The organism is Yersinia sp. 2542 StPb PI (assembly GCF_048593855.1).
Classification (GTDB): domain Bacteria; phylum Pseudomonadota; class Gammaproteobacteria; order Enterobacterales; family Enterobacteriaceae; genus Yersinia; species Yersinia enterocolitica_E.
Genome location: NZ_JAZGQA010000027.1, coordinates 1 through 22,243, shown reverse-complemented (window position 1 = coordinate 22,243; position 22,243 = coordinate 1). Strand labels below are relative to the sequence as shown.

The following is a 22,243-nucleotide window of genomic DNA, read 5'->3' as shown; positions in this document are numbered from 1 at the left end:
GCCTATTCAGGGAAGACAAACACATGATATCGAATACTGAGCGGACGGTTAAAACCGGCGGTGACCCCCGCCATTTTGCTGAATTTAGTGCCTTACGTGACGAAATCGGCAAATTACATCATCCCGCTCGCCCGGATGTTGACTGGGGGCGGGTCGAGCAGCTTTGTTTGGCGCTGTTTCGCCAGAACGGGGTTGAGTTGCAGACCACGGTAGATTTTACCTTGGCACGTACGCACATTGCCGGTCTTGCCGGGTTGTGTGAAGGGTTAGAGCTGCTGGCGGGCTTGCTGTCTCATCAGTGGAGTGCATTATGGCCGCCGCAAACCCATGCCCGGGTGGCGTTATTGGCCTGGTTGAGTGACCGGTTGCAGCAAGTTTGGCGCACCATGACGTTATGCTACGGTGACCTGGCTCAGGTGTACCGGGCAGAGCGTGCGTTGGAACAGTTGTGCACGCAGTTGCAAACGCTGGAGCTCAAACATCTGAGTAAATTGGATGGGGTGCGCCTGATGTTGCATAACGCCGCACTACGTCTGGAGAGCGCCGAAGCCGCCGCTGATACGCCAGACCGATTGAGTATTCCGGTACGGCATGCCGGTGTCTCTGAACCACAACGACAGCCACAACCGACATTCTCGTCGGCTGCGGTCAGCGAACCACTGGTTTATCTTGTCAACGAACCGGCCCCGGCGCGTGTTGAGGTGGAGTTGTCGCCGCCTTCGCCGCCCCCACCACGTTGGAAAGCGGGGCAGGGGTTTGTCGCCGGGCTATCGCTGATGGCCGTTTTGATGGCGGGCAGTTTCTTTATCTGGCAGTCGCTGTCATCTAATCCATTGCGCGAGGCATTGCTGACCAGCGTCGCGCCATTACCTGCGCCACTGGCCGCCAAATCAATCGATGAACTGAGAAAACAAACCTCAGATGCTGAGTTGGCACGATTGGCAGGCCCGGTGCTGCAAGGCAGTGGCACACAGTTGGAACAACTGACACAGTTACCGCCGTTATGGGCACAAATGCGGGGGGATGGGGTGTTATCACAAGCGCAGCAACTGTGGCCCGCCAGTCAAGAAGTCAACCGACTGAGTGCATTATGGCAACAACAGCGAGAAGCCGGTGCTGCGCCATTGGTGGAGTTGAAACACTATGCATTGGCACAAGAGCGTTTGCGGCAACTGGCAGAGCGACTGAATGGATTGGATGAAAAGAAGGGACGCTATATGACGGTCTCGGAGCTGAAAACGGTGGTGTTTGCGATACAGCAGCCGCTGGCAAAAACCTTACCGCTGGAAGAATTGTTGCGTCAGTATCAGGTACAGTCCGAGTCAGGGCAGACTCCGTCATCGGCACTGCGCCAACAGATAGACAGCCGGTTTAGTCAACTGCTGAACCGCTATGCGTTGCTGGCGTTACCCAATACGGAACAGCACCCATAGCTGAGACGGCCGTTATCCCTATAGCAACTTAGGGGTAACGGTTGTAATAAATCTGCTAGCTGACAAGACGAGGGTTTTCATCAGATGATTTGAATAATTTTATACATTCAAATCAATTAATCTTGGCATTCATACAGATAAAGACACATATTTGGCAATGGTATTTGTGAAGGCAGAGGATGTCACTGCGGACCCCCTGCTACAAGCGCGTGATGTAATTAAAAGTTGCCCAAAATGAATAAACAAAAAAAGTATGAAATAGCCCCATTGAAAGATAGCAGTGAGAGCCTGCAAGGTATTGAAATCAGTGCGGAGAAAAGTGAGTGAACGCGAACGCCACGGTCCCATCTTCCCGACATGTATTTCACTATGCCCCGTTTCGAAACTTGTTTTTTGCCCGCCTCCTCACGGTATTAGGTAATGGAATCGCACCGATTGCACTGGCGTTCGCGGTGTTGGATATCGGCGGTTCCGAAGCAGATTTAGGTCTGGTGGTAGCTGCACGTTCTGTTTTCAATGTTGCCTTCTTATTGATTGGTGGAGTACTTGCGGATCGTTACTCACGAAGTAAGGTTCTGCTGTCTTCATCTGTCATTGCCGCCTTATCTCAAGGGATTGTTGCCTGGTTGGTGCTGGATGGAACAGCAACAATTATGTGGTTAGCAGTCCTTGGGACGATTAACGGCGCGGCAGCGGGCATTGCCCTTCCTGCTTCTTCAGCAATGGTTCCACAAACCGTGCCCGCACGTAACCTCAGGGAAGCGAACGCTTTTATCCAGTTGGGGGTCTATGGCGGGACGGTGATTGGCGCCTCACTGGGCGGGGTTCTGACGGCTGCCATTGGGCCTGGCTGGGGATTGGCCGTCGATGCCTTGGGGTTTGCCGCTTCAGCACCGCTTTATCTCTTGATTCGCACTGCCTCGGCACAGCTCCTCGCATCGCAAACCAATATCTTGCAGGATTTACGAGATGGCTGGCAGGAGTTTATTGCTCGTGCGTGGGTGTGGACTATTGTTGCCCAGTTCACTATTGTTAATGCCGCTTTTAGCGGCGTAGTGATGATCCTTGGCCCGATAGTGGCTGATGCTTCATTTGGGCGTGCCAGTTGGGGGATTATTGTTGCCGCACAAAGTATTGGCCTGATTGCCGGTTCTTTTATTGCACTCCGCTGGCGGCCACGACGCGATCTGTTTATTGGTGTCCTTCTGGTTGCACTTTGCGCAATCCCTATCACTCTCCTTAGTATGGTGTCTTCGACTGCCATCCTTATGGGGGCATTTTTTATTGCCGGCGTCGGTTTTGGGCAATTCGGTGTTGTGTGGGCACATTCTCTACAAACCCATATTCCACCCGAGAAACTCGCGCGTGTTTATGCCTATGATGCGATGGGGTCATTTGTGGCAATTCCTATCGGGGAACTTGCTGCGGGGCCTCTCGCTATGCACTATGGCAGCCGGGCCGTTTTGCTGGCTTCAGCCGTTGCTGTTGTGATAGCGACTATCGCCGCCAGCCTGACTCCGGCAATTAGGCGACTAAATAATGCCGCTCAGGTGAAGCAGCATATTTAGAGGCTTTGCCGCAGGTCATCAGGCGGCAAAGCTTGTCCAGTGATACTGTTGGCGCTTAGCTACAATATCACTGGGGGATTACAGCTTACAGTGCTCAGCGATGATGCGAATATCTTTTGGTGTGGTACGACAGCAACCGCCAATTAGTCGTGCTCCCAGGCGCTGCCATTCCCCAACCAGATCATTCAGGTGGTTGTGTTCGCCCCCGCAGGCATGCCAGGTCTTGCTCACAGCATCGTAATGTTCCCCTGAGTTTGGATACACCAGCAGCGGCTTATCAGCCAGTGCCGCAAACTGCTGTAGCGCCGGGGTCACGTTATCCAGCGCAATGCAGTTTATGCCGATGGCCAGTACTTGCTGATTGCCGCGCAGTAGCGCCAGAACTTCGGTCAGGGGGGTACCGTCACTAAGGTGTTGGCTGTCGCGTAGCGTGAATGCGAACCAGCCACCCAAAGTAGGGAATTGTTGCAGTAGTGTTAGCAACGCTTGCAATTCATCGAACGATGGCAGTGTTTCACAGGCCAGCAGGTCAACCCCAGCCTCAGCCAGTGCCGCGATACGTGGCCGGTGGAAGGCGATCATCTCATCTTGTGGCAGCTGGTAATCGCCTCGATACTCAGATCCATCTGCGAGATAAGCGCCGTATGGGCCAACGGAACCGGCAATCAGCAGCGGTTCAGCTTGCGGGTGCTGATTCAAAAAATCGTTGCGTGCCTGCTGTGCCAACTGAACACTTTTGGCAATGAGTTCCAACGATTGTTGCTGGTCGAGGCCACGGCGCAGGAAACCCTGTGGGGTCGCCTGGTAACTGGCGGTGATGGCACATTGTGCCCCTGCGTTAAAATAGTCCAGATGAACCTGATAAATTAGTTCAGGATTCTCAATTAGCACCTTAGCGGACCACAGCGGATCACTAAGAGAGCAACCTCGCGCCTCCAGTTCAGTGGCTAATGCGCCATCCAAAATCAATGTGCGATCAGCGGTTAAGAGCGCAGAGATAGGGTTGTTAACCGGCATGATTCTCTCCCAATGGTTGGTTTTTCCCGGCACGATGGGTCAGGTAATAGGTGATATAGCACAAGGCAACAAAGGGTAGCCCGCAGTATAGGGCGATACGTTGCTCAGGATCGAAGGCCAGACCGATACAGGCTAACAGGCACAGGCTGAAGCCTGCGATCGGCGTCAGCGGGTAACCCGGCGCGCGGTACTTCAGTCCCTCGATTGGCAGCCCACTGCGTAGGTAGTTGCGGCGAAAAATATAGTGGGCTGCGCAGATACTCAGCCAGACTGCGACGACGGCAAAACCAGAAATCGCTGATAGCGCGACAAACACCGTATCTGGCGCGATAACACTGGTCAACAGTGCCAACAAGCCGCCGAGCATGCTAAAGATCAGCGCATTAATAGGAATGCCGCGTTTATTGATGTGGGAAAAATAAGCAGGCAGTGTTCGCTGATTGGCCAATGACCACAGCATGCGGCCAGAGGCGTAAAGACCAGAGTTAGCGGCTGACAGGATGGCAGTCAGGATCACGAAATTGAAGATATCGGCGGCATAGGGTACACCGATACGTTCAAATACCAGTACAAACGGGCTTTTGACAACCTCGGCCTGATCCATCGGGATCAGCGCAGCCAGAATAAATACCGTACCGATAAAGAAAACACTCAGGCGGATCACGGTGGTGCGGATTGCCCACGGAATCGCTTTTTCTGGTTTCTCTGTTTCGCCCGCGGCGATACCGATTAACTCGGTGCCGGAGAAAGCGAAATTGACCGCCACCATGGTCATCAGGATCGGTAAGGTGCCGTTTGGCAGCCAGTCAGAGTGGGTTAGATTGTGCAGGAAGGGGGCGGGTGTGCCGTCCTTCATCGGCAATAGGCCGAACATCGCCGCACCGCCCAAAATGATAAATGCCAAAATGGTGACGACCTTGATCAGAGAGAACCAGAATTCGCTTTCGGCAAAGAAGCGGGTAGTGACCACATTGAGCAGAAAAATAGCCAGACAAAAGATAAGGCACCATAACCACACCGGTGATTGAGGGAACCAATACTGCATACAGAACCCAGCGGCGGTCAGACTGGAACCGAGGGCTACTGTCCAGGTCAGCCAGTATAACCAGGCAACGGTATAGCCAGTGGCTGGGCCAAGATAGCGGGAAGCATACACGTGAAAAGCCCCGGTTTCTGGCATTGCTACCGACAGTTCACCCAGGCAGAGCATTACCAGATAGACCACCACAGCACCTATCATATAGGCCAACAGTGTGCCGAGGGCACCCGTGGTGGAGATTATATAGCCGGTGTTGAAGAATAAGCCGGTGCCAATCACGCCCCCCAGAGAGAGCATCACCAGATGCCGGGCCTTCATTGTACGTTTGAACTGCCCTTCGATGGGAACAGGTGAGTGCATGATATTTTATCCGTTTAGACGTCTATATCTCTAAATGGCTGTTAGTTATACCGGCAATACCTTATGAAATCAATGCTAGATCAACAGTTATCACTTAAGAAGAGCATGGCGCGAGGGGGGAGGGGATTTAGCGCGTTAGAGGTGCGCTGGTGAATAAACACCGGCACATACTATAGGGTATGTGCCGGCTTATACTGGGTTTCCGTCTTCTGGCCGGTTGATGCCACTATGAATACTGGCTTTTAACCAAGTTGCGTAAACATCGGTAATAACAAAGACAGTTTGATCACTACTGCATTGGCGATATCCAGGAAGAAAGCACCGACCATCGGTACAATCAGAAACGCAACGTGGGATGGCCCGAAACGTTCGGTAATCGCTTGCATATTCGCAATTGCTGTTGGGGTTGCCCCCAAACCTAAACCACAATGTCCAGCAGCAAGAACGGCCGCATCATAATTCTTTCCCATAATCCGATAAGTGACAAATATGGCATACAGAGCCATGGTTAGCGTCTGCACCAATAAAATCGCCAACATCGGTAATGCCAGAGACGCCAGTTCCCACAATCTTAGGCTCATCAGCGCTATTGCCAGAAAAAGGGAGAGGCTTACGTTACCGACTACGGAGACTGCACGGTCAAAAACCTGATAAAACCCGGTATAAGTGAGTAGATTACTAAGAATAACCCCGACAAATAAGACATAGACGAAGATCGGTAATTCAAATATAGATCCCGCCAGTAACCCCGTGATATAGCGACCAGCCATCAAACAAATGGCAATCATGGCGATGGTTTCTACTAATACCAGCGCAGTGATCATCCGCCCTGACTGAGGTTTCTCGAAGGTTGTGGGTTGCAAGGCATCTTCCGCTCTGCCATTGGGAGTGGCGGAATGTTTAATGAGATAAAGGGCAATAGGACCGGCGATCAAGCCACCTAATACCAAGCCGAAAGTTGCGCAGGCCATGGCAACTTCCGTAGCATTACTTAAGCCATAATTCTCCGCAAATACGGCACTCCAAGCTGCACCGGTGCCATGCCCTCCAGAAAGTGTTATGGTCCCCACCAGCAGCCCCATCAGTGGCTCCAGCCCCAGCATTTTGGCCATACCGATGCCAACCATATTTTGCAGTAACAGCAAACCGATAACGACCACAAAAAACTTTATCAATACCTTACCGCCAGCCCTTAAGCTTGCCAGATTCGCATTAAGGCCAATTGAGGCAAAAAAAGTCAGCATTAGCGGATCACGTAGTGATGTATCAAAGCTGGCTTCCCAACCGGTCGTCTGATGAATAAGCAGAAACAGTAATGCGAGCAGCAAACCACCCGCAATAGGTTCCGGGATAGCATATTTTTGCAGCAGAGGAATATTCTGGACACATTGCCTTCCTAGCAATAGCACCAGCGTTGCAGCAACGAGCGTACCATAAGCATCAAAGTGAAACATATCGAGGCCCCACACAGGTAAAAGTGATCTGTTATTTAAGTTTTTTTAAATAGGGCTAACAAACATATATTGGAGGATTCATGGTGACGCTCCTGATAACGGTGTGGCTAAGGAACTTTTTCGTGTAGGAATTCTATTAGCATAAAGAATAGCTAAATTAACGTTATCGCTTAATTAAAGCGTAGCACGACTTTCTTTTATCCTGTGTCTTTGGTGATGCTTTTCTGTATAACATGTTGTTTACAGCATAGATAATGGAATCTGGCATCACTTATTAGTTGCCTACCACCACAGAAAATAGCGGCTCGATAGCATTATGAATTTGCTCCGAGCGATAAAGCCCGGAGCTTGTAATCTATTAGCTAATAAACTCAACGGCCCCGCCATTGAGATTATACATTGCACCAACTATTTTAATTTTCCCCTCTTTCTCTAATCCATTGAGAATGCTACTCCGGCTCCGTATTTCATTGATCGTATGCTGAACATTGGTTTTAGCAACGGCATCGACAAACTGATCATTTTTACCGGTTCTTTCTCCGTTAAATTGGGTTGCGTCAATTGCTGGCTTAATTTGATTTAACAAGCCGGTCAGATTACCGAGTTCTACGCCGTCGATTGCCCCCCGAACTGCGCCACACGAAGTATGCCCCAAGACCAGAACGACTTTTGCTCCCGCGGCCGCACAGGCAAACTCCATACTGCCCAATAAATCGTTATTGGCAATGTTACCGGCAATACGGGCATTAAATGTTTCACCAATCCCGGTATCAAAAAGAATTTCCGCCGGAGCCCGTGAGTCAATACAACTGAGAATAACCGCCGCGGGGAATTGACCTTCAGCACTGGCCCGTTTTTGAGCCAAATAATCATGCTGTTGCATTTTGCCTGCTCTAAAGCGGATATTCCCTTCTTTCATGCCAGCAATAATTTGCTCAGGAGTGAGTTTATCTCGCTCTTCACGCGTTAAAGCTGCTGCGTAAGATATCCCTGGTGTGGCTAGAGTTAATCCACTGGCGATACCAAGCACCGACATTCCTACCGCAGTTTTTAATAGTGAGCGCCGTTGTTTGGAATGTTTAATATCTGATTGATTGATTGGGGGTTGTGACATATTTATCTCCTCAAATATGATTTTCGGTACATTTTCATTTAGACACTATATGGAATAGCTGAATAGTGCTTATGAATGTAGCTTGCTATTGCTCAATAGTGAGCATTTCCAGATATTTCTTGTGGTATGAGTATCAATGAGTTAAGGAGAAAAACCCACGTGTGCGGGTTGGGCATATAAAGGCATTTAACGGCTAAACCCAATATTGTTATCAATTTAAGTTTTTCTTAAGTATCCATCATTACACTCCTTATTATCAGTAAAAGGAGCGATTATGAGCATGAATATTCAGGCACCTTACCCGTTGTTATTTGCTCAGAATGAGCAAGAAGAAAACGAACTGCAACAATATATTCAGCGGGAGTATAGCCGTGAGTTCAATGCCACTATCCCACATTTTTTACCTCATTTATTAGGACTGTATCGTGCCGATGGTGTCCTTATTGGTGCCTGTGGCCTGAATCGTGGTGATTTCGGGACTCTTTATCTTGAGCACTATTTGGACGCACCTATTGAGGTGGTCATTGCAACGCAAACCGGGCATTCAGTTTTACGTAATCGTTTGGTTGAAATAGGTAATTTTGCTTGTTCGGAATCGGGAAATGCACGAATTATGTTTGCGGCTATTTGCCGGTTGTTATGTGAGAACCAGCTTATTACTTTCCTTGTTTGCGCCAATGCCCAGCATTTTTACTTTTCAAAGGAGGATACAACGATGATCCTTTTTGAACCGTTGGCGAAAATGGCGGCGCAAGACCCTCTGCGCCCTGCATTGTGCGATAGTTATCAGGTGATTAACTACGGTGAATTACTGCCCAAAATAGCGGCATTGGCAGAGAGGTTCCGCCACCAGAAAATAGCGCGACTGGCACTCTTGCTGGATAACGGCATTGACTGGGCCATTATCGATTTGGCTTGCGCATTAGCCAATATTGTTATGATACCGGTACCGGTTTTTTTCAGTAATGAACAGCAGAATTGGCTACTGGATAGTAGCGGTGCGGATGCTTTGATTGGCCCTGCGCGTGCGGGTTGGATATCCAAAATCAATGGGCTGTTTGCCAATATCCGGTGGTGGCAAAACAGAAAGAGTCCTGTTTGGAAAAACTCAGTACTATTGCAGATAAGGCCAGTTTAGCCAACGGGTCACGTGCTGATCTATTAATTTGGTCTGCTATCGTTAAAAGCAGTTGGGCAGGAGAGAAGGGGGGCTGGGAGCATTGGATTTGGTTAAGGACGCGAAAGTTAAGCTGGAGCTGGCAATAAAACTTGATGCTAATGCGTTGGATGGCTCTGCTTATACCAGCCTCGGAACCCTCTATTATCAGGTTCCTGGCTGGCCTATTGGTTTTGGCGATAAAAAACAAGCCGAACTGTAGCTAAAAAAGCGTTACAGGTGAATCCAACCGGCATAGATCCCAACTATTTCTATGGTGATTTCCTGTTGGAGCAAGGGCGTAAAGCGGATGCAAAAGTCTATTAACAAAAAGCACTGGCGGCCCCAGCACGTTTAGGCCGAGAATTGGCAGATAAAGGCCGTCATCAGGACATTCAACAGCGACTTGATAAACTCTGAAGTTTCACTCTAAAAGGTAGCGCCACGATGCACAGAGAACGGCATAGTATCGAAAAGATAGGCTGGCTGCGGGCCGCAGTTCTTGGCGCTAATGATGGGATTGTCTCTACCGCAAGTTTGTTATTGGGTGTCGCGTCAGCCAATGCCACACATCAAAGTATTCTTTTGACCGGCATTGCAGGTCTGGTTGCAGGTGCGATGTCGATGGCAACAGGGGAATATGTCTCGGTATCTTCTCAGTCAGATACAGAAAAGGCCGCATTGGCGGAAGAGCAAGCAGAACTGAACGCCGATTTTCAAGGTGAATATCGTGAGTTAACCTCGATTTATGTCCATCGCGGCCTTGATGTAGCACTGGCCAAGCAAGTGGCTGAAAAACTGATGAGCCATGATGCGTTAGGTGCTCACGCCCGTGATGAATTGGGGATATCTGAAATCACCACCGCTCGCCCATTACAAGCGGCCTGGGCTTCTGCGATGAGCTTCTCAGCGGGCGCAATACTGCCCTTGTTGGTGGCGTTTATTGTCACGGCTGACTGGGCAATTCCAGCCATTAGCCTGTCAGCATTGGCTTCTCTGGCTATTTTGGGGGGGATTGCCGCGAAAGCAGGCGGAGCGCCAATATGGCCAGGTATTATTCGAATTACCTTCTGGAGTGCGCTTGCGATGGGGGTATCATCGGGGGTTGGCATGCTATTTGGTTCAGTCACAAGCTGAAATCAGAATAGGGCAGATCTGACAATAGAACGTTTCATTTCAGCTAGTTAAAAGAGCTATTGGGTAACAGATACATCTTCCTCTGCTGCGGATTGGCTTAACATGTAGAAAGCTGCATCAGCCTAATTTCACCACCGTAATCCCTTTCTTCGTTCCTTGCTCAAACTTGTACAATTATTATTTTCTTGTACAAGTTTGTATTAACCCGCTATGGTTAATCTATAGGTGTTTTAGGCAAGGTAAATGGCATGGCGACATACAGTATCAGTGAGGTGGCGCAACTTTGTGGTATTAATCCAGTAACACTGCGTGCCTGGCAACGGCGTTATGGCTTGTTAAAACCACAACGTACTGAAGGTGGCCATCGGCAGTTCAATGACGACGATATTGTCCGTATCCGCACGATTGTGCGCTGGATAGAACGCGGCGTCCCGGTTAGCCAGATCAAACCTTTACTCGACGGTGGTACAGCACCTGACGACAGCACTAACTGGGTAACACTGCAACAACAGTTACTGGCGCTGATTCAGGCTCCCGCACCGCATAAACTCCGTAGCCGTATCTTTGAATTAGGGCGTGAATATCCACCTCAGGCTCTGATTGAATATGTGCTAAGACCATTACGTTCACAGCTTAAGAATGACCATCAATTGCTGCATATGCTGAGTCGTTTGCTGGATGGCGTGATCATTGAATACGCGACTTTTTGTATGCTGGGTGCACGCAAGAAGCCAGGCGAGAATGTATTACTACTGGGATGGGGAAACACCGATCCTACCGAGCTGTGGATGGCCGCCATCGTTCTGGCGAAAAACAATATGCATATCGATATTTTGCCGGGATCGCTGGAATCTCCGCAATTGGCTATGTTTAAGGCCGAACGCTACTTTCTCTGCACCGATGGCGTACTCAATACTGCCAAGCGGCGGCAATTAGCAGCTTGGTGCGATGCTGGCTTGAATATTACGCTTATCGATAACCATGCTCTGCTAATCCTTGCTTCGGAGCACTGCCATGAGTAACGCTGAAGCACTGCTGGCACGTTTTTCACAATTCTATACCACGCTGGATACAGCACGTCTGGTCGAGCTATCTGATGTTTATCATCGCGATATCCACTTTATCGATCCCGTCGGAGAACATCAGGGATTGAGTTCACTTGAAGCTTATTTTCAATCGCTGCTCAGTAACTTAAGCACTTGTAGCTTTACCCTCACTGACATTCAGCACCATGACCAACAAGCCTCTGTGTGCTGGCATATGACTTATGCCCATCCCCGTCTGCGCCGTGGCAGCTTGCTCAGTTTAGAGGGTATCAGCCAGTTACGCTTTGCTGAACAGCGGGTCATCTATCAGCGTGATTACTACGATCTGGGTGCCATGCTGTATGAACATATACCGCTGCTCGGCGGGATTGTTGTCAAATTGAAGAAGAGGCTGCAAGCATGAAACACGTGGTGATCACCGGAGCCAGTTCCGGTATTGGGCAGCAATTGGCGCTCGATTATGCCGCCGAGGGCTGGCAGGTGACCGCCTGTGGACGTGATGAAACCCGGTTGATGGCACTTGGCGCGCATGATTCGGCAATTACGGCGCGTCATTTCGACATAACCGATTTGTCTGCTACGCGTAGCGCGTTGGCGCAATGTCCGGCCGATCTGGTTATTTTGTGTGCTGGAACCTGTGAATACCTTAATAACGGTGTCGTAGAGGCTGAACGGGTTGCACGGGTGCTTAATACTAATTTTCTTGGTCCGATCAATTGCTTAGATGCCCTGTTACCACAACTGTCGTCCGGGAGCAGGATCGCATTGGTGGGGTCAACAGCCAGCATCATCCCCATGTCGCGCGCAGAAGCTTATGGTGCCTCAAAAGCGGCACTTGCCTATTTTGCCCGCAGCCTGGCCGTGGATTTGGCAAAATCCGGTATTAATGTTTCGCTGATATTACCCGGTTTTGTTGCCACACCGCTGACTGACCGCAACGATTTTGCCATGCCGATGATAATCACCCCTAAGCAGGCTTCGCACTATATTCGCCGTGGCCTGGCAAAAGGGGCCGCTGAAATTGCTTTTCCCCCACTGTTCGCCGCGCTGTTACGACTAACAGCTCTACTTCCACAAGCTCTACAACGCTGGCTTGCCAAGCGTTTGGTGAGGTAATCCAATGAGAATCGCCATTATCGGCAGCGGGATTTCCGGTTTAACCTGTGCATGGAAGTTAGCTAAAAAACATCAGGTTACACTGTTTGAAGCCAATGATTATCCCGGTGGGCATACCGCGACCGTGGACGTCACGCTGGAAGGGCGCAGCTACGCTATCGATACCGGATTTATCGTCTATAACGAGCGGACCTATCCGCAATTTATTGCTCTGTTGGCTGAATTGGGCATCAGTGGCCAAGCCACGGAGATGAGCTTCTCGGTTACGCATCCACGCAGTGGACTGGAGTACAACGGCCATACGCTCAATACTCTGTTTGCCCAACGCCGTAACCTGCTGAACCCACGCTTTTATCGCCTACTGGCAGAGATTATGCGTTTCAATCGCCAATGTAAGAAAAACCTGGCGAATGGCGGTATTACGGCTCAAACGGTGGACGATTTTCTGCAACAGGAAGGTTTTTCCCCCTATTTTGCCCAGCATTATTTGTTACCGATGGGGGCCGCTATCTGGTCTTCTTCAATGACTGATATGCGCCAGTTTCCATTAGCACTGTTTTTGCGCTTTTTCGATCACCACGGTCTGTTAGACATCACCAACCGCCCACAATGGTTTGTAGTGCCAGGCGGCTCGCGTGAATATGTGCGCCGCATGTTGGCCATAATGGCAGACAACCTGACATTGCACCTGAATATGCCAGTCCTGCGGGTTGAACGCCAACCACAAGGGGTGATACTTCATAGCGCCTTGGGGCAACAACATTTTGATCAGGTGATTTTTGCCTGCCATGCCGATCAGGCACTGCGTCTTCTGGCCGATGCCAGCCCGCAGGAGCAACGTGTTTTAGCTCAGTTGGGCTATCAAGCGAATGAAGTCATCCTGCATACCGATATTCGTCTGTTACCACGCCAGCGCCGTGCCTGGGCCAGTTGGAATTATCGCTTACCTGCCAGCGACGAGCATGCAGAGAACCAACTCGCCAGCGTGACTTACAACATGAATATTCTGCAAGGCTTGGATGCGCCACAGACCTTTTGTATCACACTCAACCCACAGCAACCGATTGAACCGGCGCTTATTCTGCGCCAGTTTAGTTATCACCACCCGGTATTCAATCAGACTACTGTACTGGCACAACAGCAGCGTTCGCTGATAAACGGGCAGCACAATACCTGGTTCTGCGGCGCTTACTGGTATAACGGATTCCACGAGGATGGGGTACGCAGTGCGCTGGACGTCACGCAGGTTTTGTTGCAGGAGAACGCCGCATGAATAGCGCCCTTTACGTAGGACATGTGCGCCATCGTCGCTTCAGCCCGGTCCAACACAGCTTTGATTACCAAATCTTCATGCCATTGATTGATCTTGATGAACTGACACAATTGCCCGCGCTGGGTATTGCGTTGGAACGCTTTGCCCCAGCGTCGTTTTATCGTGGCGATTATCTGGGTGGTGGCGATATTAAACACAAAGCGCAGCAACGCATTGCACAATTGACCGGCGAAAAGTTGAATGGCCGCGTGATGCTGTTGTGCCAGTTGCGCTATCTGGGATGTTACTTCAATCCCGTCAACTTTTACTATTTGTATAACGATGATGACAAACTGTGTTGGTTGTTGGCCGAAGTTCGTAATACCCCATGGAATGAACGCCATACCTATGCCGTAAATCCAGAAGGTACCTCAACCATAGATAAAGTTTTTCATGTATCACCGTTTAACCCGATGGACATGACCTACCACTGGCGGCTCTCTGCCCCCGCACAGCGACTGCGCATTCATATCGAAAATCACCGTGTCAGCCGCGAATTTGACGCCACATTACTGCTTTATCGACACCCTCTAACGCGGGCAACGTTGCGCCGACAGTTATGGCTTCTGCCTCTAATGACACTGAAAACTGCCACCGCCATTTACTGGCAAGCACTGAAATTATGGCTGAAACGTACCCTCATTTACCCTCACCCCGCCGCCGGCGGCAAGGATGAACGATGAGTTCCTCAGAATACACCCTCGCCGATAGCACCCCTTTTTCGGGTCACAATAAAGGTGCTCGTCGCATTATTTTTACCTTGCTACAGCAGTTGCAAGGGGGCGGATTATTGCTGCGTGAAGCCGGTGTCGGTGAAATCCAGTTTGGTGATACCCAAGCCCCGCTACAGGCTGAAATTGAGGTTTATGATCCCCGTGTTTACCGCCGAATACTGTTGGGTGGCAGCATTGCTGGTGGAGAAAGCTACATTGACGGTTATTGGAGCAGTCCTGATCTAACTCGCCTGCTTCAGTTGCTGGCCAGTAACATGCAGTTGGTCGATAAGATGGAGGCCCGTTTAAGTTGGCTGACCGCCCCTTGGCATCGGCTGGTGCACCTGCTACGTGATAATAGTCGGCGGCAGGCACGGCGTAATATTGCCGCACATTACGATCTGGGTAACAGCTTCTATCAGCAGTTTCTCGACAGTGAAATGCTTTATTCCAGTGCGTTGTACAGCGAAACGGAGATGACATTGGAACAGGCGCAACAGGCTAAAATGCGTCGCTTGTGCCAACAGTTAGATCTGCAACCGCAAGATCATCTGTTGGAGATCGGTACTGGGTGGGGAGCGCTGGCGGAATTTGCCGCGCGTGAGTATGGCTGCCGCGTCACCACCACGACTATCTCGCAGGAACAGTACGTTTATGCCCAACAGCGTATTAAGCAAGCTGGATTAGAGGATCGCGTTACTCTGTTGTTTGAGGATTACCGTGAGTTGACGGGGCAATATGACAAACTGGTCTCGGTCGAAATGATCGAAGCCGTAGGCAAACGTTTTCTGCCTCTATTTATCAAACGTTGCCAGCAGCTACTGAAACCTAAAGGCAAAATGGTGTTACAGGCGATCACCATTACCGACCAGCGTTATCAGCAATACAGCAGCAATGTGGATTTTATCCAGCGTTACGTCTTCCCCGGGGGCTTCTTGCCATCGATAACCGCGCTGTGCGATACCCTCACACGCCATAGCGATCTGGTGATGTGTGACCTGTTCGATATTGGCCGTGACTATGCCCGCACGCTGCAACAATGGCGTGAGCGTTTTGAGCAGAATTGGCCTTTATTACACAATCAGGGATTTGACGAACGTTTTCAGCGCCAGTGGCGATTTTACCTGTGCTATTGCGAAGCTGGTTTTCTGGCGCGATCCATCAGTACCGTACAACTGAGTGCTGAGCGTCGATGAGATTGGGCGCCGGATTTTGGCTAACCACGCTCGGTTTTGATGCCTATTGGACGCTGGCCATTATTTGGCGTGAACAAGTAATGCTTTTTCTACTTCTGGGCGCTGCGCTGGCACTGATATTTACCCCGCGGCAACAGCGTATATGGGTCCTGTTAGCGGCGCTACTGGGTATTACCATGGATGCGTTTTGGTGCTATCTCGATATCTTTAAATTTGCTGGAGGGGGCGGTGTTCCCATATGGATGTGCGCATTGTGGCTTACTTTCACTAGCTGGTTTTATTGGCTACTGAGACGGATTATCCCGACGGTGAAAACAGTGGTGTTGTTAGGTGCGCTTACCGGCCCACTAGCCTATGTTATCGGCTGGAAATTGAATGCGATGACTCCACAAATCGCACCTGAAATGATGATCCTCACCCTATCTTTAGGGTGGGCTATTTATCTGCCAGTTGTCAGTTGGCCAATACTACGCAGGAGAATTGAATGAAAATGCTGTTAACTTTTCTTCTTTGTCTGAGTACTCAGATGGCACAGGCCAGCGATTGGACCACGTGGCCGACGGTAGGCAGTGCCACGCTACGTTGGGGGCCCTTTGATATTTATTTTTCAGTATTGCGCACACCGAGCGGACGCTATGAGGAAGGGGGATGGCCGCAGGCACTCAGTATTAACTATCAGCGTTCTATCACCCAAGAAGAGCTGGTGAACGCGACACAAGAACAATGGCAAGCCATGAAAATCAGCGTGTCTGCAGCACAGCAGCAGCGTTGGCTCAAGCAGATAGCGACTATCTGGCCGGCAGTAACCTCTGGCAGCCAACTCACTTTCGTGGGTGATAATACTGGCGGACAATTTTATTATCGCGCGCCATCTAATCCATATATTAAGCCGATTGGTGATCGTTTCGACCGTGCTTTCCGAGATGCATTTCTCGCTATCTGGTTGTCACCGACGACACAATATCCTGACTTACGGCAACAATTGACTGGAGGTATCTGATGAATATCAAAAGCCTGTTACTGGCTTTCCTGTTTGTACTGGCTGGATGCAGTGCAGATATCAATGACTATCAAAACAATAAACCTAGTTTCGATTTGTTCGGCTACTTCAGCGGCGAAACCCGCGCCTGGGGAATGTTGCAGAATTATCAGAATAAACAGACTCGCCGTTTTGAGGTGGTTATCCAGGGAGATGTTGTCGGCAATACCCTGACGCTCAACGAGAAGTTTGTTTTTGCTGATGGCGAGCACCAGACCCGTATCTGGCGCATCATCAGAAACGCGGATGGCAGCTATCAGGGGACGGCAGGGGATATCATTGGCGTGGCCCATGGTTATACCGCAGGTAATGCTTTCAACTGGCGTTATGATATGGACGTGAAAACAGAGAACGGCAGCATAAAACTGCACTTTGATGACTGGCTATATCGCCAGGATGATACCCATTTGTTCAACCAGACATCACTGCGCAAATTTGGTGTTGAAGTCGCCAAAGTGACACTGTTTTTTGAAAAGAAAAGCTAACGTTCTGTTGGTGGGTGCAATAATTCATCGAGCTTTTGGGTCGCTAATGTGGCCGTTCTAAGTCCATCACCAATACACAATTTCTATTTTTATTTGCCGAATCTGCGAAATAAAAACCAAAAAGGAAGGTTGTATTATCATGACTCAGATTTTCACTTTAACATTATCCCCTTCGCTAGACAGCGCAACAACGACGCCCAAAATCTACCCTGAAGGAAAACTACGTTGCACGGCACCTATTTTTGAGCCGGGTGGTGGCGGTATTAATGTCGCTCGTGCTGTTGTTTATCTTGGTGGTCAAGCTCATGCAATTTTTCCTATTGCTGGCCCTACAGGGGAGCACTTGAAAGAATTGCTTGATCGGGAAGGTATTGAGACGAAAACGCTGAAAACGCAGGATTGGACACGGCAGAACATGCATGTCCACGTAGACAACAGTGGTGAACAGTATCGTTTTGTTATGCCAGGGGCGCGATTGAGTGATGCTGAGTTTGATCTACTGGTACTACAAGTGCAAAACATCCCTTCAGGATCGATTTTGGTTATTAGCGGTAGTTTGCCGCCAGGTACGGGTATTGAAAAATTAGTTCACCTGATTCAGCAGGCTAAAGCTATGGGATTGCAGTGCATCATTGATAGCTCTGGCGATGCATTAAAAGCGAGCTTAGATTTGGGGGGGCTTGCTTTGGTAAAACCTAATCAGAATGAGCTATCGGCCCTTATAGGGCGGGAGTTGAAGCATCCTGATGATGTACGCCATGCTGCTAAGGAATTGGTTAATCGTGGCGCTGCCGAGCGAGTCGTGGTGTCGCTTGGGCCACAGGGAGCATTAGCAGTCGATCGTGATAACTGGGTACAAATCGTTCCCCCGCCGGTGAAGAAGATGAGTACCGTTGGGGCAGGGGACAGTATGGTTGGCGCAATGACACTGAAACTGGCAAAGGGTGCAGACCTGTTTGAGATTGTACGTTTTGGTGTTGCCGCAGGTAGCGCGGCAACACTTAATCTTGGCACGCGCCTTTGTTCATTGGAAGATACTCAACGCCTGTATGACTATATTTGTAAGAGTTCGCATCATCCTATCAGTTGGTAATGAACCGGATGCCAGCTCGTGACCTGAATGCGTGGGCAACGCGTTTAGCTAACAAAGAAAACCCGCAGCGAACTGAACTCAATGCCCTAAATAGTTGGGGCATTTTTAGGGCTGAAAATGGGTTTTAAATTTATACCTTGGTGCTTTCATACTGAACCCAACTGAATGTTGCAATCAGTTCCCGAAGAGGGGCCTAAGCTGGAACCCCAGAAATTTTCGCTGTGTAAATGCGCCAGCATTCGAACCCGTCCGCACCATTACTTACGCGGGTTATCAGTGCTGTTGTCCGACGGCTGGCGCGATTTTATCCGGAAAAAGAACCTATACATGATCTCACAGTGAGGCTTTCTGTCTCTGGCGATTGATACCTATTTCTTAGTCAGCCAGGGAGATGTAGTGCTCCAGAAGATGATATCTGCGCCAAGATAATCGTCGGCAAATTGTACAAACTCATCCTTGCTAAATGGCTTACCCGTATTGGGGTTCTTGTAGGTCAACGTCGGCTCCTGCACTGCCATGGCAATGAGTGCTAGCTTACTTTTGTATTTGTTGAAGAACGGATATGAGTTCTTCATTTGCGCTTTGCGGTTGGGAACAATATCTGGGCCGCCAAGTCCAATATTATTGGCACTCGCGAACTCAAACAGCCGGCCCATGTAATTGTGGTCGTTGTTCCATTCGCACGGCCAGAAATTGACATATTGCACCACATGGGATTTGGTGAACACCTTTCGCGCAAAGGTGAGATTTTCCATTTCGCCTGCAAAATAGTTATCGCAGGAAAATCCCTTGGGTAGCTTTTTTTCGTCAAGATCAATGGCTGTTTCGGGTAGGTTCACACCATAGACTCGACCATCGAAACGCTCTGCAATCGCTGCCAACAGAGCCTGATAACGTTGGCGCACAGCAGGATCCCATTGCTGTGCCACCCAACCCGAACCACTCGGCTTTCCTTCGCCAGGATTGTCAAATTGTGGCGATATCCCCCCACCGTACCTGGCATCATTCATCAGATAATCAGGAACGTACCTGGCATTCTGTTCGAAAAACCGATCCTGGATCTGGATGAAAAGTTTTTTATTGGCTACCTTAAGACGAGCCAAGTCCTTCTCAATTTGCGAGAAGTTGTATTTGTTCTTCTCAGGTTCGAGTGAGCGCCAATTGTAAACGATCTGCGCACCGCCAATGTCGCTACGCGCGATAATGACTGATGACGCTTCGAGGTCGCCAGAGCTGGTATAGACAAAGTTTTCTGGCATTTTAGCTAATATGGGCAGTGTCGCAGTAAGCAGTGTTATTGCGACAGTGAGCCTAATGCTTTTGGTCACGAGATTATCCCTTTTTGAAGGTTCGGTTAGGGGGACATGACTTTTACACGTCCCAGACTGGTGAGTTATCAATGTGATATAAACCCACAATCAGACCCAGCCAAGCAATTTTTCCCCATCTGGACGCAGCTCCCCATTTGGGGGATACATGTCTGTAGCGAGTTTCATGGGGATCACTGAATAATAGATGAATAGCCTAAGTTTTCATTACAAAGCCATTTTTTTGCAATAAATCTGGTTCGATCATGATATGTTTGCAAAATTAATCACTCGCGATTGCACGGGAGACATCGACTATGTTGGACAAGTCTGCATTATTACGCGTTAGCGCGCTGGCGGCATCCTTGATGCTGGTTGCCTGTAACCAGAATTCCGGTGCCAGCACTGCTGCGGTTGGAAATGTACAATCCCGCGAGCAGGCAGTCTTGCCGACCACGGCGATTGAACAGAATATACCATCGGCTGCGACAGTCGCGGCTGAAATACCGGCGGGATGCCGGATCCAGTCATCCGGCGAGTGGAAGGCATCTGTATATGCGCAGCCGCCCAGGCTTATAGTGTCAGGCGAGGTTGAAACTTCTACCGGTGGATATGAGGTCATGCTTGAGCGTGGCGGGGCTGGTCTCAATCCAGCTATCGTAATGATGGAACTGAAGGTCGTTCCGCCGCCCGCCGACGCGATGGTATCGCAGATGATTACACCCCATTCGGTAAAGACTGAAGTACCTGACATGAGTCGTGACCTGACGCGAGTTGTTATCAACTGTGGTGGTGGAAAGCTCGCGGAGATAGCAGCAATCTCGGTGCTGAACTGAGCAACCCATTGGATGATGTCGCGGGAGCTGTGTTCCGTGGCAGTGGTGGCCCAGCGCCACCTCGGCCCTGGGATACGTATCCAGCCACGCCTGCCCATTCTCGCTGTCAAAGAAGGCCTTCACTGTTCCCAGACTCTGATTACCCATCGAAGCATATTTGACCAGTGATTTATAGCGGTCCAGGTCGCCACGGACCTGAAGTTGCTCAAACAATGCGTTGGCTTCTGCAAGCAATAGCGGTTCCCGCTTTTTCTTCTCCCGCGCAGTTGCTTTCAGTACTTTATTTCTGGTCACTGTGTCAGCAAGCGTTCGCCGCCCTTGTTCTTTCCAATTGCTGCGCGAACATCGTTTGGAACCAGGCCACAGGCATATAGCACTGATAGATCACTTGCACACTGCCATCCGTTCTGCGCGCCAGTGTGCGGGTATCCAGTACTTCCCCATGAGACGGGAGTCATTCGGGGAGGCAGTCATCGCGCGAATGGTATCCACACTGACCTTATCGTTACAGGAATTCAATGACAGGATAGCGGGGAACACCATAAAACATCTTTTCATCATTATTCGTGTATCTCGAATGACCAATATGTGACGGACTCAGTGATAGCCAAAAATATCAGCATTACGCATTGATTTTATGCTTGATGCCACAGCCTCTATCAGAGACCCTGGCTATACAGTCTCTCTGAGTCTCTTGCATTAGCCTGCGTTTTAAATCCCCATGATCCCATTGACCTACATTTTATCTTTACGGACCGTTAATAACGGCCATTCGAAAGTTTTAGACTCCAGAAGGAATCGAAGGTAATCACTCGATATGGAGATGGAGAAATCCAAATATGAACAGCCTCAGTGGCCGAATACGTTGGTAGTGAGTTTATGCTTCCGTATGATTAATACGCCGTGCTTGCTCATACCGCGCTCCCCAGTATTTATTATCAAGCTTTGAGATGGTCACACCCACGCTGCTGGAGGCATGAATAAATTTGCCTTCCCCGATGTAAACACCCACGTGTCGTGTTTGTCGTGAGGTTTTGAAAAAAACCAGATCGCCTGTATCTAAAGCTTCCTTGGTGATCCGAGAGCCTTGTTTCATTTGTTCCTGGGCACTTCTTGGCAAACTCAGGGAAAACTCATCTTCAAAAATGCGCTGCATATAAGCAGAACAATCGATACCTTTACGTGTGTTCCCGCCAAGCTTGTAACTGACACCTTCCCACTCGTCATAATGGGTCAGGATTTTTTTGAGTTTTTGTGTCTCATGACGCCCAGACGCCGACTGGATTGACGCATTTTGTAAGGATAATGAGCTCACCAATTTCCCTGAGGGTTCGGCAAGCGCGGGAAATGTAAATAAAGAGACAATCGCAATCATAACGGGGGTTATAGTCTTAAACATAAGGGTATCTAAAATATGAGGTGAATGGCTTTCCTTGGTTAACGCATTGACTAAAATCCTTCTGGAGAGCGGCATTCTACACATTAAAGCTCATAAAAGAAGCACTAATAGTACATTTAATGAGCTACTCTGTGGTGCAAAAGTCTGACTTTTACTGTAACTCGTTAATGAATATATAAACTTCAGACAATTATTCATTTTTAATTAGCAGTAAATACTCACATCGTTGAATCATATTCAATGGTTTATTTAGAGCGCTTGGATGAAAAGTATTTCCATATGTAAGCAGTGGTTTTTATATGTTTATTGTTATTCAAGTCTTCGCCCACATTTTATATCCCAGCCTTTGCTCCTCATTATCTATATCGTTTGATTTTATATTATGGATGATAACTATTATCATCTAAGTGCCATTTTTTTTGA

General features: G+C 49.3%; 22 protein-coding genes. 16 read left to right on the top strand and 6 right to left on the bottom strand.

Annotated elements, in window-relative coordinates; genetic code table 11:
* Positions 1-23: 23 nt before the first annotated feature.
* Positions 24-1,433: a VasL domain-containing protein gene (locus V1952_RS05760; protein ID WP_372560599.1), complete on the top strand. Its 1,410-nt coding sequence runs from the start codon at positions 24-26 to the stop codon at positions 1,431-1,433.
* Positions 1,434-1,756: 323 nt separating this feature from the next.
* Positions 1,757-3,001, top strand: a complete 1,245-nt coding sequence (locus V1952_RS05755) for an MFS transporter (RefSeq protein ID WP_420074442.1) — start codon at positions 1,757-1,759, stop codon at positions 2,999-3,001.
* A 78-nt stretch (positions 3,002-3,079) separates the two neighbouring features.
* Here the strand turns inward: V1952_RS05755 and mmuM are convergent, their stop codons facing one another.
* The 4 genes from mmuM to V1952_RS05735 all read right to left on the bottom strand — a co-directional run bounded on the left by mmuM (position 3,080) and on the right by V1952_RS05735 (position 7,985).
* Positions 3,080-4,018, bottom strand: a complete 939-nt coding sequence (gene mmuM / locus V1952_RS05750; RefSeq protein WP_420071239.1) for a homocysteine S-methyltransferase — start codon at positions 4,016-4,018, stop codon at positions 3,080-3,082.
* On the bottom strand, positions 4,008-5,417 hold the full coding sequence (gene mmuP / locus V1952_RS05745) for an S-methylmethionine permease (RefSeq protein ID WP_372560602.1): 1,410 nt from the start codon (positions 5,415-5,417) through the stop codon (positions 4,008-4,010). Before mmuP ends, mmuM begins: the two co-directional genes overlap by 11 nt.
* 242 nt (positions 5,418-5,659) lie before the next feature.
* Positions 5,660-6,871, bottom strand: coding sequence for a sodium/glutamate symporter (gene gltS / locus V1952_RS05740; protein WP_372560603.1), 1,212 nt, complete (start codon positions 6,869-6,871; stop codon positions 5,660-5,662).
* 358 nt (positions 6,872-7,229) lie between these two features.
* A complete protein-coding gene (locus tag V1952_RS05735; protein ID WP_083162603.1) occupies positions 7,230-7,985 on the bottom strand; it encodes a carbonic anhydrase in 756 nt (251 codons plus the stop codon).
* A 274-nt stretch (positions 7,986-8,259) separates the two neighbouring features.
* Here V1952_RS05735 and V1952_RS05730 point away from each other — a divergent pair, with 274 nt between their 5' ends.
* From V1952_RS05730 to pfkB, 13 genes are all read left to right on the top strand, one after another.
* Positions 8,260-9,123, top strand: a complete 864-nt coding sequence (locus V1952_RS05730) for a thermostable hemolysin (RefSeq protein ID WP_420074441.1) — start codon at positions 8,260-8,262, stop codon at positions 9,121-9,123.
* A gap of 82 nt (positions 9,124-9,205) precedes the next feature.
* Positions 9,206-9,364 (top strand): hypothetical protein, encoded by a 159-nt coding sequence (locus tag V1952_RS05725; protein ID WP_420071236.1) that lies wholly within the window; start codon positions 9,206-9,208, stop codon positions 9,362-9,364.
* 224 nt (positions 9,365-9,588) lie between these two features.
* Entirely contained in the window at positions 9,589-10,278 is a 690-nt protein-coding gene (locus tag V1952_RS05720; protein ID WP_083162615.1) for a VIT1/CCC1 transporter family protein, read from the top strand.
* Positions 10,279-10,526: 248 nt separating this feature from the next.
* Positions 10,527-11,300 (top strand): MerR family transcriptional regulator, encoded by a 774-nt coding sequence (locus V1952_RS05715; RefSeq protein ID WP_372560606.1) that lies wholly within the window; start codon positions 10,527-10,529, stop codon positions 11,298-11,300.
* On the top strand, positions 11,293-11,727 hold the full coding sequence (locus tag V1952_RS05710) for a nuclear transport factor 2 family protein (RefSeq protein ID WP_372560607.1): 435 nt from the start codon (positions 11,293-11,295) through the stop codon (positions 11,725-11,727). Before V1952_RS05715 ends, V1952_RS05710 begins: the two co-directional genes overlap by 8 nt.
* Complete coding sequence (locus V1952_RS05705) at positions 11,724-12,440, top strand: SDR family NAD(P)-dependent oxidoreductase (RefSeq protein WP_372560608.1); 717 nt, start codon at positions 11,724-11,726, stop codon at positions 12,438-12,440. Before V1952_RS05710 ends, V1952_RS05705 begins: the two co-directional genes overlap by 4 nt.
* Before the next feature lie 4 nt (positions 12,441-12,444).
* Entirely contained in the window at positions 12,445-13,713 is a 1,269-nt protein-coding gene (locus tag V1952_RS05700; protein WP_372560609.1) for an NAD(P)/FAD-dependent oxidoreductase, read from the top strand.
* A complete protein-coding gene (locus tag V1952_RS05695) occupies positions 13,710-14,435 on the top strand; it encodes a DUF1365 domain-containing protein (protein WP_420074440.1) in 726 nt (241 codons plus the stop codon). The genes V1952_RS05700 and V1952_RS05695 overlap by 4 nt, the downstream gene beginning before the upstream one ends.
* The gene (locus V1952_RS05690; RefSeq protein ID WP_372560610.1) at positions 14,432-15,661 is read left to right on the top strand and encodes a class I SAM-dependent methyltransferase; all 1,230 of its coding nucleotides are present in this window, start codon (positions 14,432-14,434) and stop codon (positions 15,659-15,661) included. The genes V1952_RS05695 and V1952_RS05690 overlap by 4 nt, the downstream gene beginning before the upstream one ends.
* Positions 15,658-16,149, top strand: a complete 492-nt coding sequence (locus tag V1952_RS05685; RefSeq protein ID WP_372560611.1) for a DUF2878 domain-containing protein — start codon at positions 15,658-15,660, stop codon at positions 16,147-16,149. Before V1952_RS05690 ends, V1952_RS05685 begins: the two co-directional genes overlap by 4 nt.
* On the top strand, positions 16,146-16,661 hold the full coding sequence (locus tag V1952_RS05680) for a hypothetical protein (RefSeq protein ID WP_372560612.1): 516 nt from the start codon (positions 16,146-16,148) through the stop codon (positions 16,659-16,661). The genes V1952_RS05685 and V1952_RS05680 overlap by 4 nt, the downstream gene beginning before the upstream one ends.
* Complete coding sequence (locus tag V1952_RS05675; protein ID WP_420071232.1) at positions 16,661-17,185, top strand: DUF3833 domain-containing protein; 525 nt, start codon at positions 16,661-16,663, stop codon at positions 17,183-17,185. The genes V1952_RS05680 and V1952_RS05675 overlap by 1 nt, the downstream gene beginning before the upstream one ends.
* A gap of 139 nt (positions 17,186-17,324) precedes the next feature.
* Positions 17,325-18,278, top strand: a complete 954-nt coding sequence (gene pfkB, locus V1952_RS05670) for a 6-phosphofructokinase II (protein ID WP_083162632.1) — start codon at positions 17,325-17,327, stop codon at positions 18,276-18,278.
* A gap of 368 nt (positions 18,279-18,646) precedes the next feature.
* Here pfkB and V1952_RS05665 read toward each other — a convergent pair whose 3' ends face one another.
* Positions 18,647-19,537: a hypothetical protein gene (locus V1952_RS05665; RefSeq protein ID WP_372560704.1), complete on the bottom strand. Its 891-nt coding sequence runs from the start codon at positions 19,535-19,537 to the stop codon at positions 18,647-18,649.
* 365 nt (positions 19,538-19,902) lie between these two features.
* On the opposite strand from V1952_RS05665, the gene V1952_RS05660 reads away from it, so the two are divergent.
* Positions 19,903-20,421, top strand: coding sequence for a hypothetical protein (locus V1952_RS05660; protein WP_420074439.1), 519 nt, complete (start codon positions 19,903-19,905; stop codon positions 20,419-20,421).
* Between the two features lie 877 nt (positions 20,422-21,298).
* Here the strand turns inward: V1952_RS05660 and V1952_RS05655 are convergent.
* Positions 21,299-21,895, bottom strand: a complete 597-nt coding sequence (locus V1952_RS05655) for an NlpC/P60 family protein (protein ID WP_420074438.1) — start codon at positions 21,893-21,895, stop codon at positions 21,299-21,301.
* Between the last annotated feature and the right edge of the window lie 348 nt (positions 21,896-22,243).

Excerpts from the sequence above, each read along its gene's own strand:
- V1952_RS05760 (WP_372560599.1), top strand. The coding sequence starts at position 24 with ATGATATCGAATACTGAGCGGACGGTTAAAACCGGCGGTGACCCCCGC.
- V1952_RS05660 (WP_420074439.1), top strand. The coding sequence starts at position 19,903 with ATGTTGGACAAGTCTGCATTATTACGCGTTAGCGCGCTGGCGGCATCC.
- gltS (WP_372560603.1), bottom strand. The coding sequence starts at position 6,871 with ATGTTTCACTTTGATGCTTATGGTACGCTCGTTGCTGCAACGCTGGTG.
- mmuM (WP_420071239.1), bottom strand. The coding sequence starts at position 4,018 with ATGCCGGTTAACAACCCTATCTCTGCGCTCTTAACCGCTGATCGCACA.
- V1952_RS05655 (WP_420074438.1), bottom strand. The coding sequence starts at position 21,895 with ATGCCGCTCTCCAGAAGGATTTTAGTCAATGCGTTAACCAAGGAAAGC.
- V1952_RS05690 (WP_372560610.1), top strand. The coding sequence starts at position 14,432 with ATGAGTTCCTCAGAATACACCCTCGCCGATAGCACCCCTTTTTCGGGT.
- V1952_RS05665 (WP_372560704.1), bottom strand. The coding sequence starts at position 19,537 with ATGCCAGAAAACTTTGTCTATACCAGCTCTGGCGACCTCGAAGCGTCA.
- V1952_RS05715 (WP_372560606.1), top strand. The coding sequence starts at position 10,527 with ATGGCGACATACAGTATCAGTGAGGTGGCGCAACTTTGTGGTATTAAT.
- V1952_RS05680 (WP_372560612.1), top strand. The coding sequence starts at position 16,146 with ATGAAAATGCTGTTAACTTTTCTTCTTTGTCTGAGTACTCAGATGGCA.
- V1952_RS05735 (WP_083162603.1), bottom strand. The coding sequence starts at position 7,985 with ATGTCACAACCCCCAATCAATCAATCAGATATTAAACATTCCAAACAA.
- V1952_RS05700 (WP_372560609.1), top strand. The coding sequence starts at position 12,445 with ATGAGAATCGCCATTATCGGCAGCGGGATTTCCGGTTTAACCTGTGCA.
- V1952_RS05685 (WP_372560611.1), top strand. The coding sequence starts at position 15,658 with ATGAGATTGGGCGCCGGATTTTGGCTAACCACGCTCGGTTTTGATGCC.
- V1952_RS05730 (WP_420074441.1), top strand. The coding sequence starts at position 8,260 with ATGAGCATGAATATTCAGGCACCTTACCCGTTGTTATTTGCTCAGAAT.
- V1952_RS05705 (WP_372560608.1), top strand. The coding sequence starts at position 11,724 with ATGAAACACGTGGTGATCACCGGAGCCAGTTCCGGTATTGGGCAGCAA.
- V1952_RS05695 (WP_420074440.1), top strand. The coding sequence starts at position 13,710 with ATGAATAGCGCCCTTTACGTAGGACATGTGCGCCATCGTCGCTTCAGC.
- mmuP (WP_372560602.1), bottom strand. The coding sequence starts at position 5,417 with ATGCACTCACCTGTTCCCATCGAAGGGCAGTTCAAACGTACAATGAAG.
- V1952_RS05720 (WP_083162615.1), top strand. The coding sequence starts at position 9,589 with ATGCACAGAGAACGGCATAGTATCGAAAAGATAGGCTGGCTGCGGGCC.
- pfkB (WP_083162632.1), top strand. The coding sequence starts at position 17,325 with ATGACTCAGATTTTCACTTTAACATTATCCCCTTCGCTAGACAGCGCA.
- V1952_RS05675 (WP_420071232.1), top strand. The coding sequence starts at position 16,661 with ATGAATATCAAAAGCCTGTTACTGGCTTTCCTGTTTGTACTGGCTGGA.
- V1952_RS05710 (WP_372560607.1), top strand. The coding sequence starts at position 11,293 with ATGAGTAACGCTGAAGCACTGCTGGCACGTTTTTCACAATTCTATACC.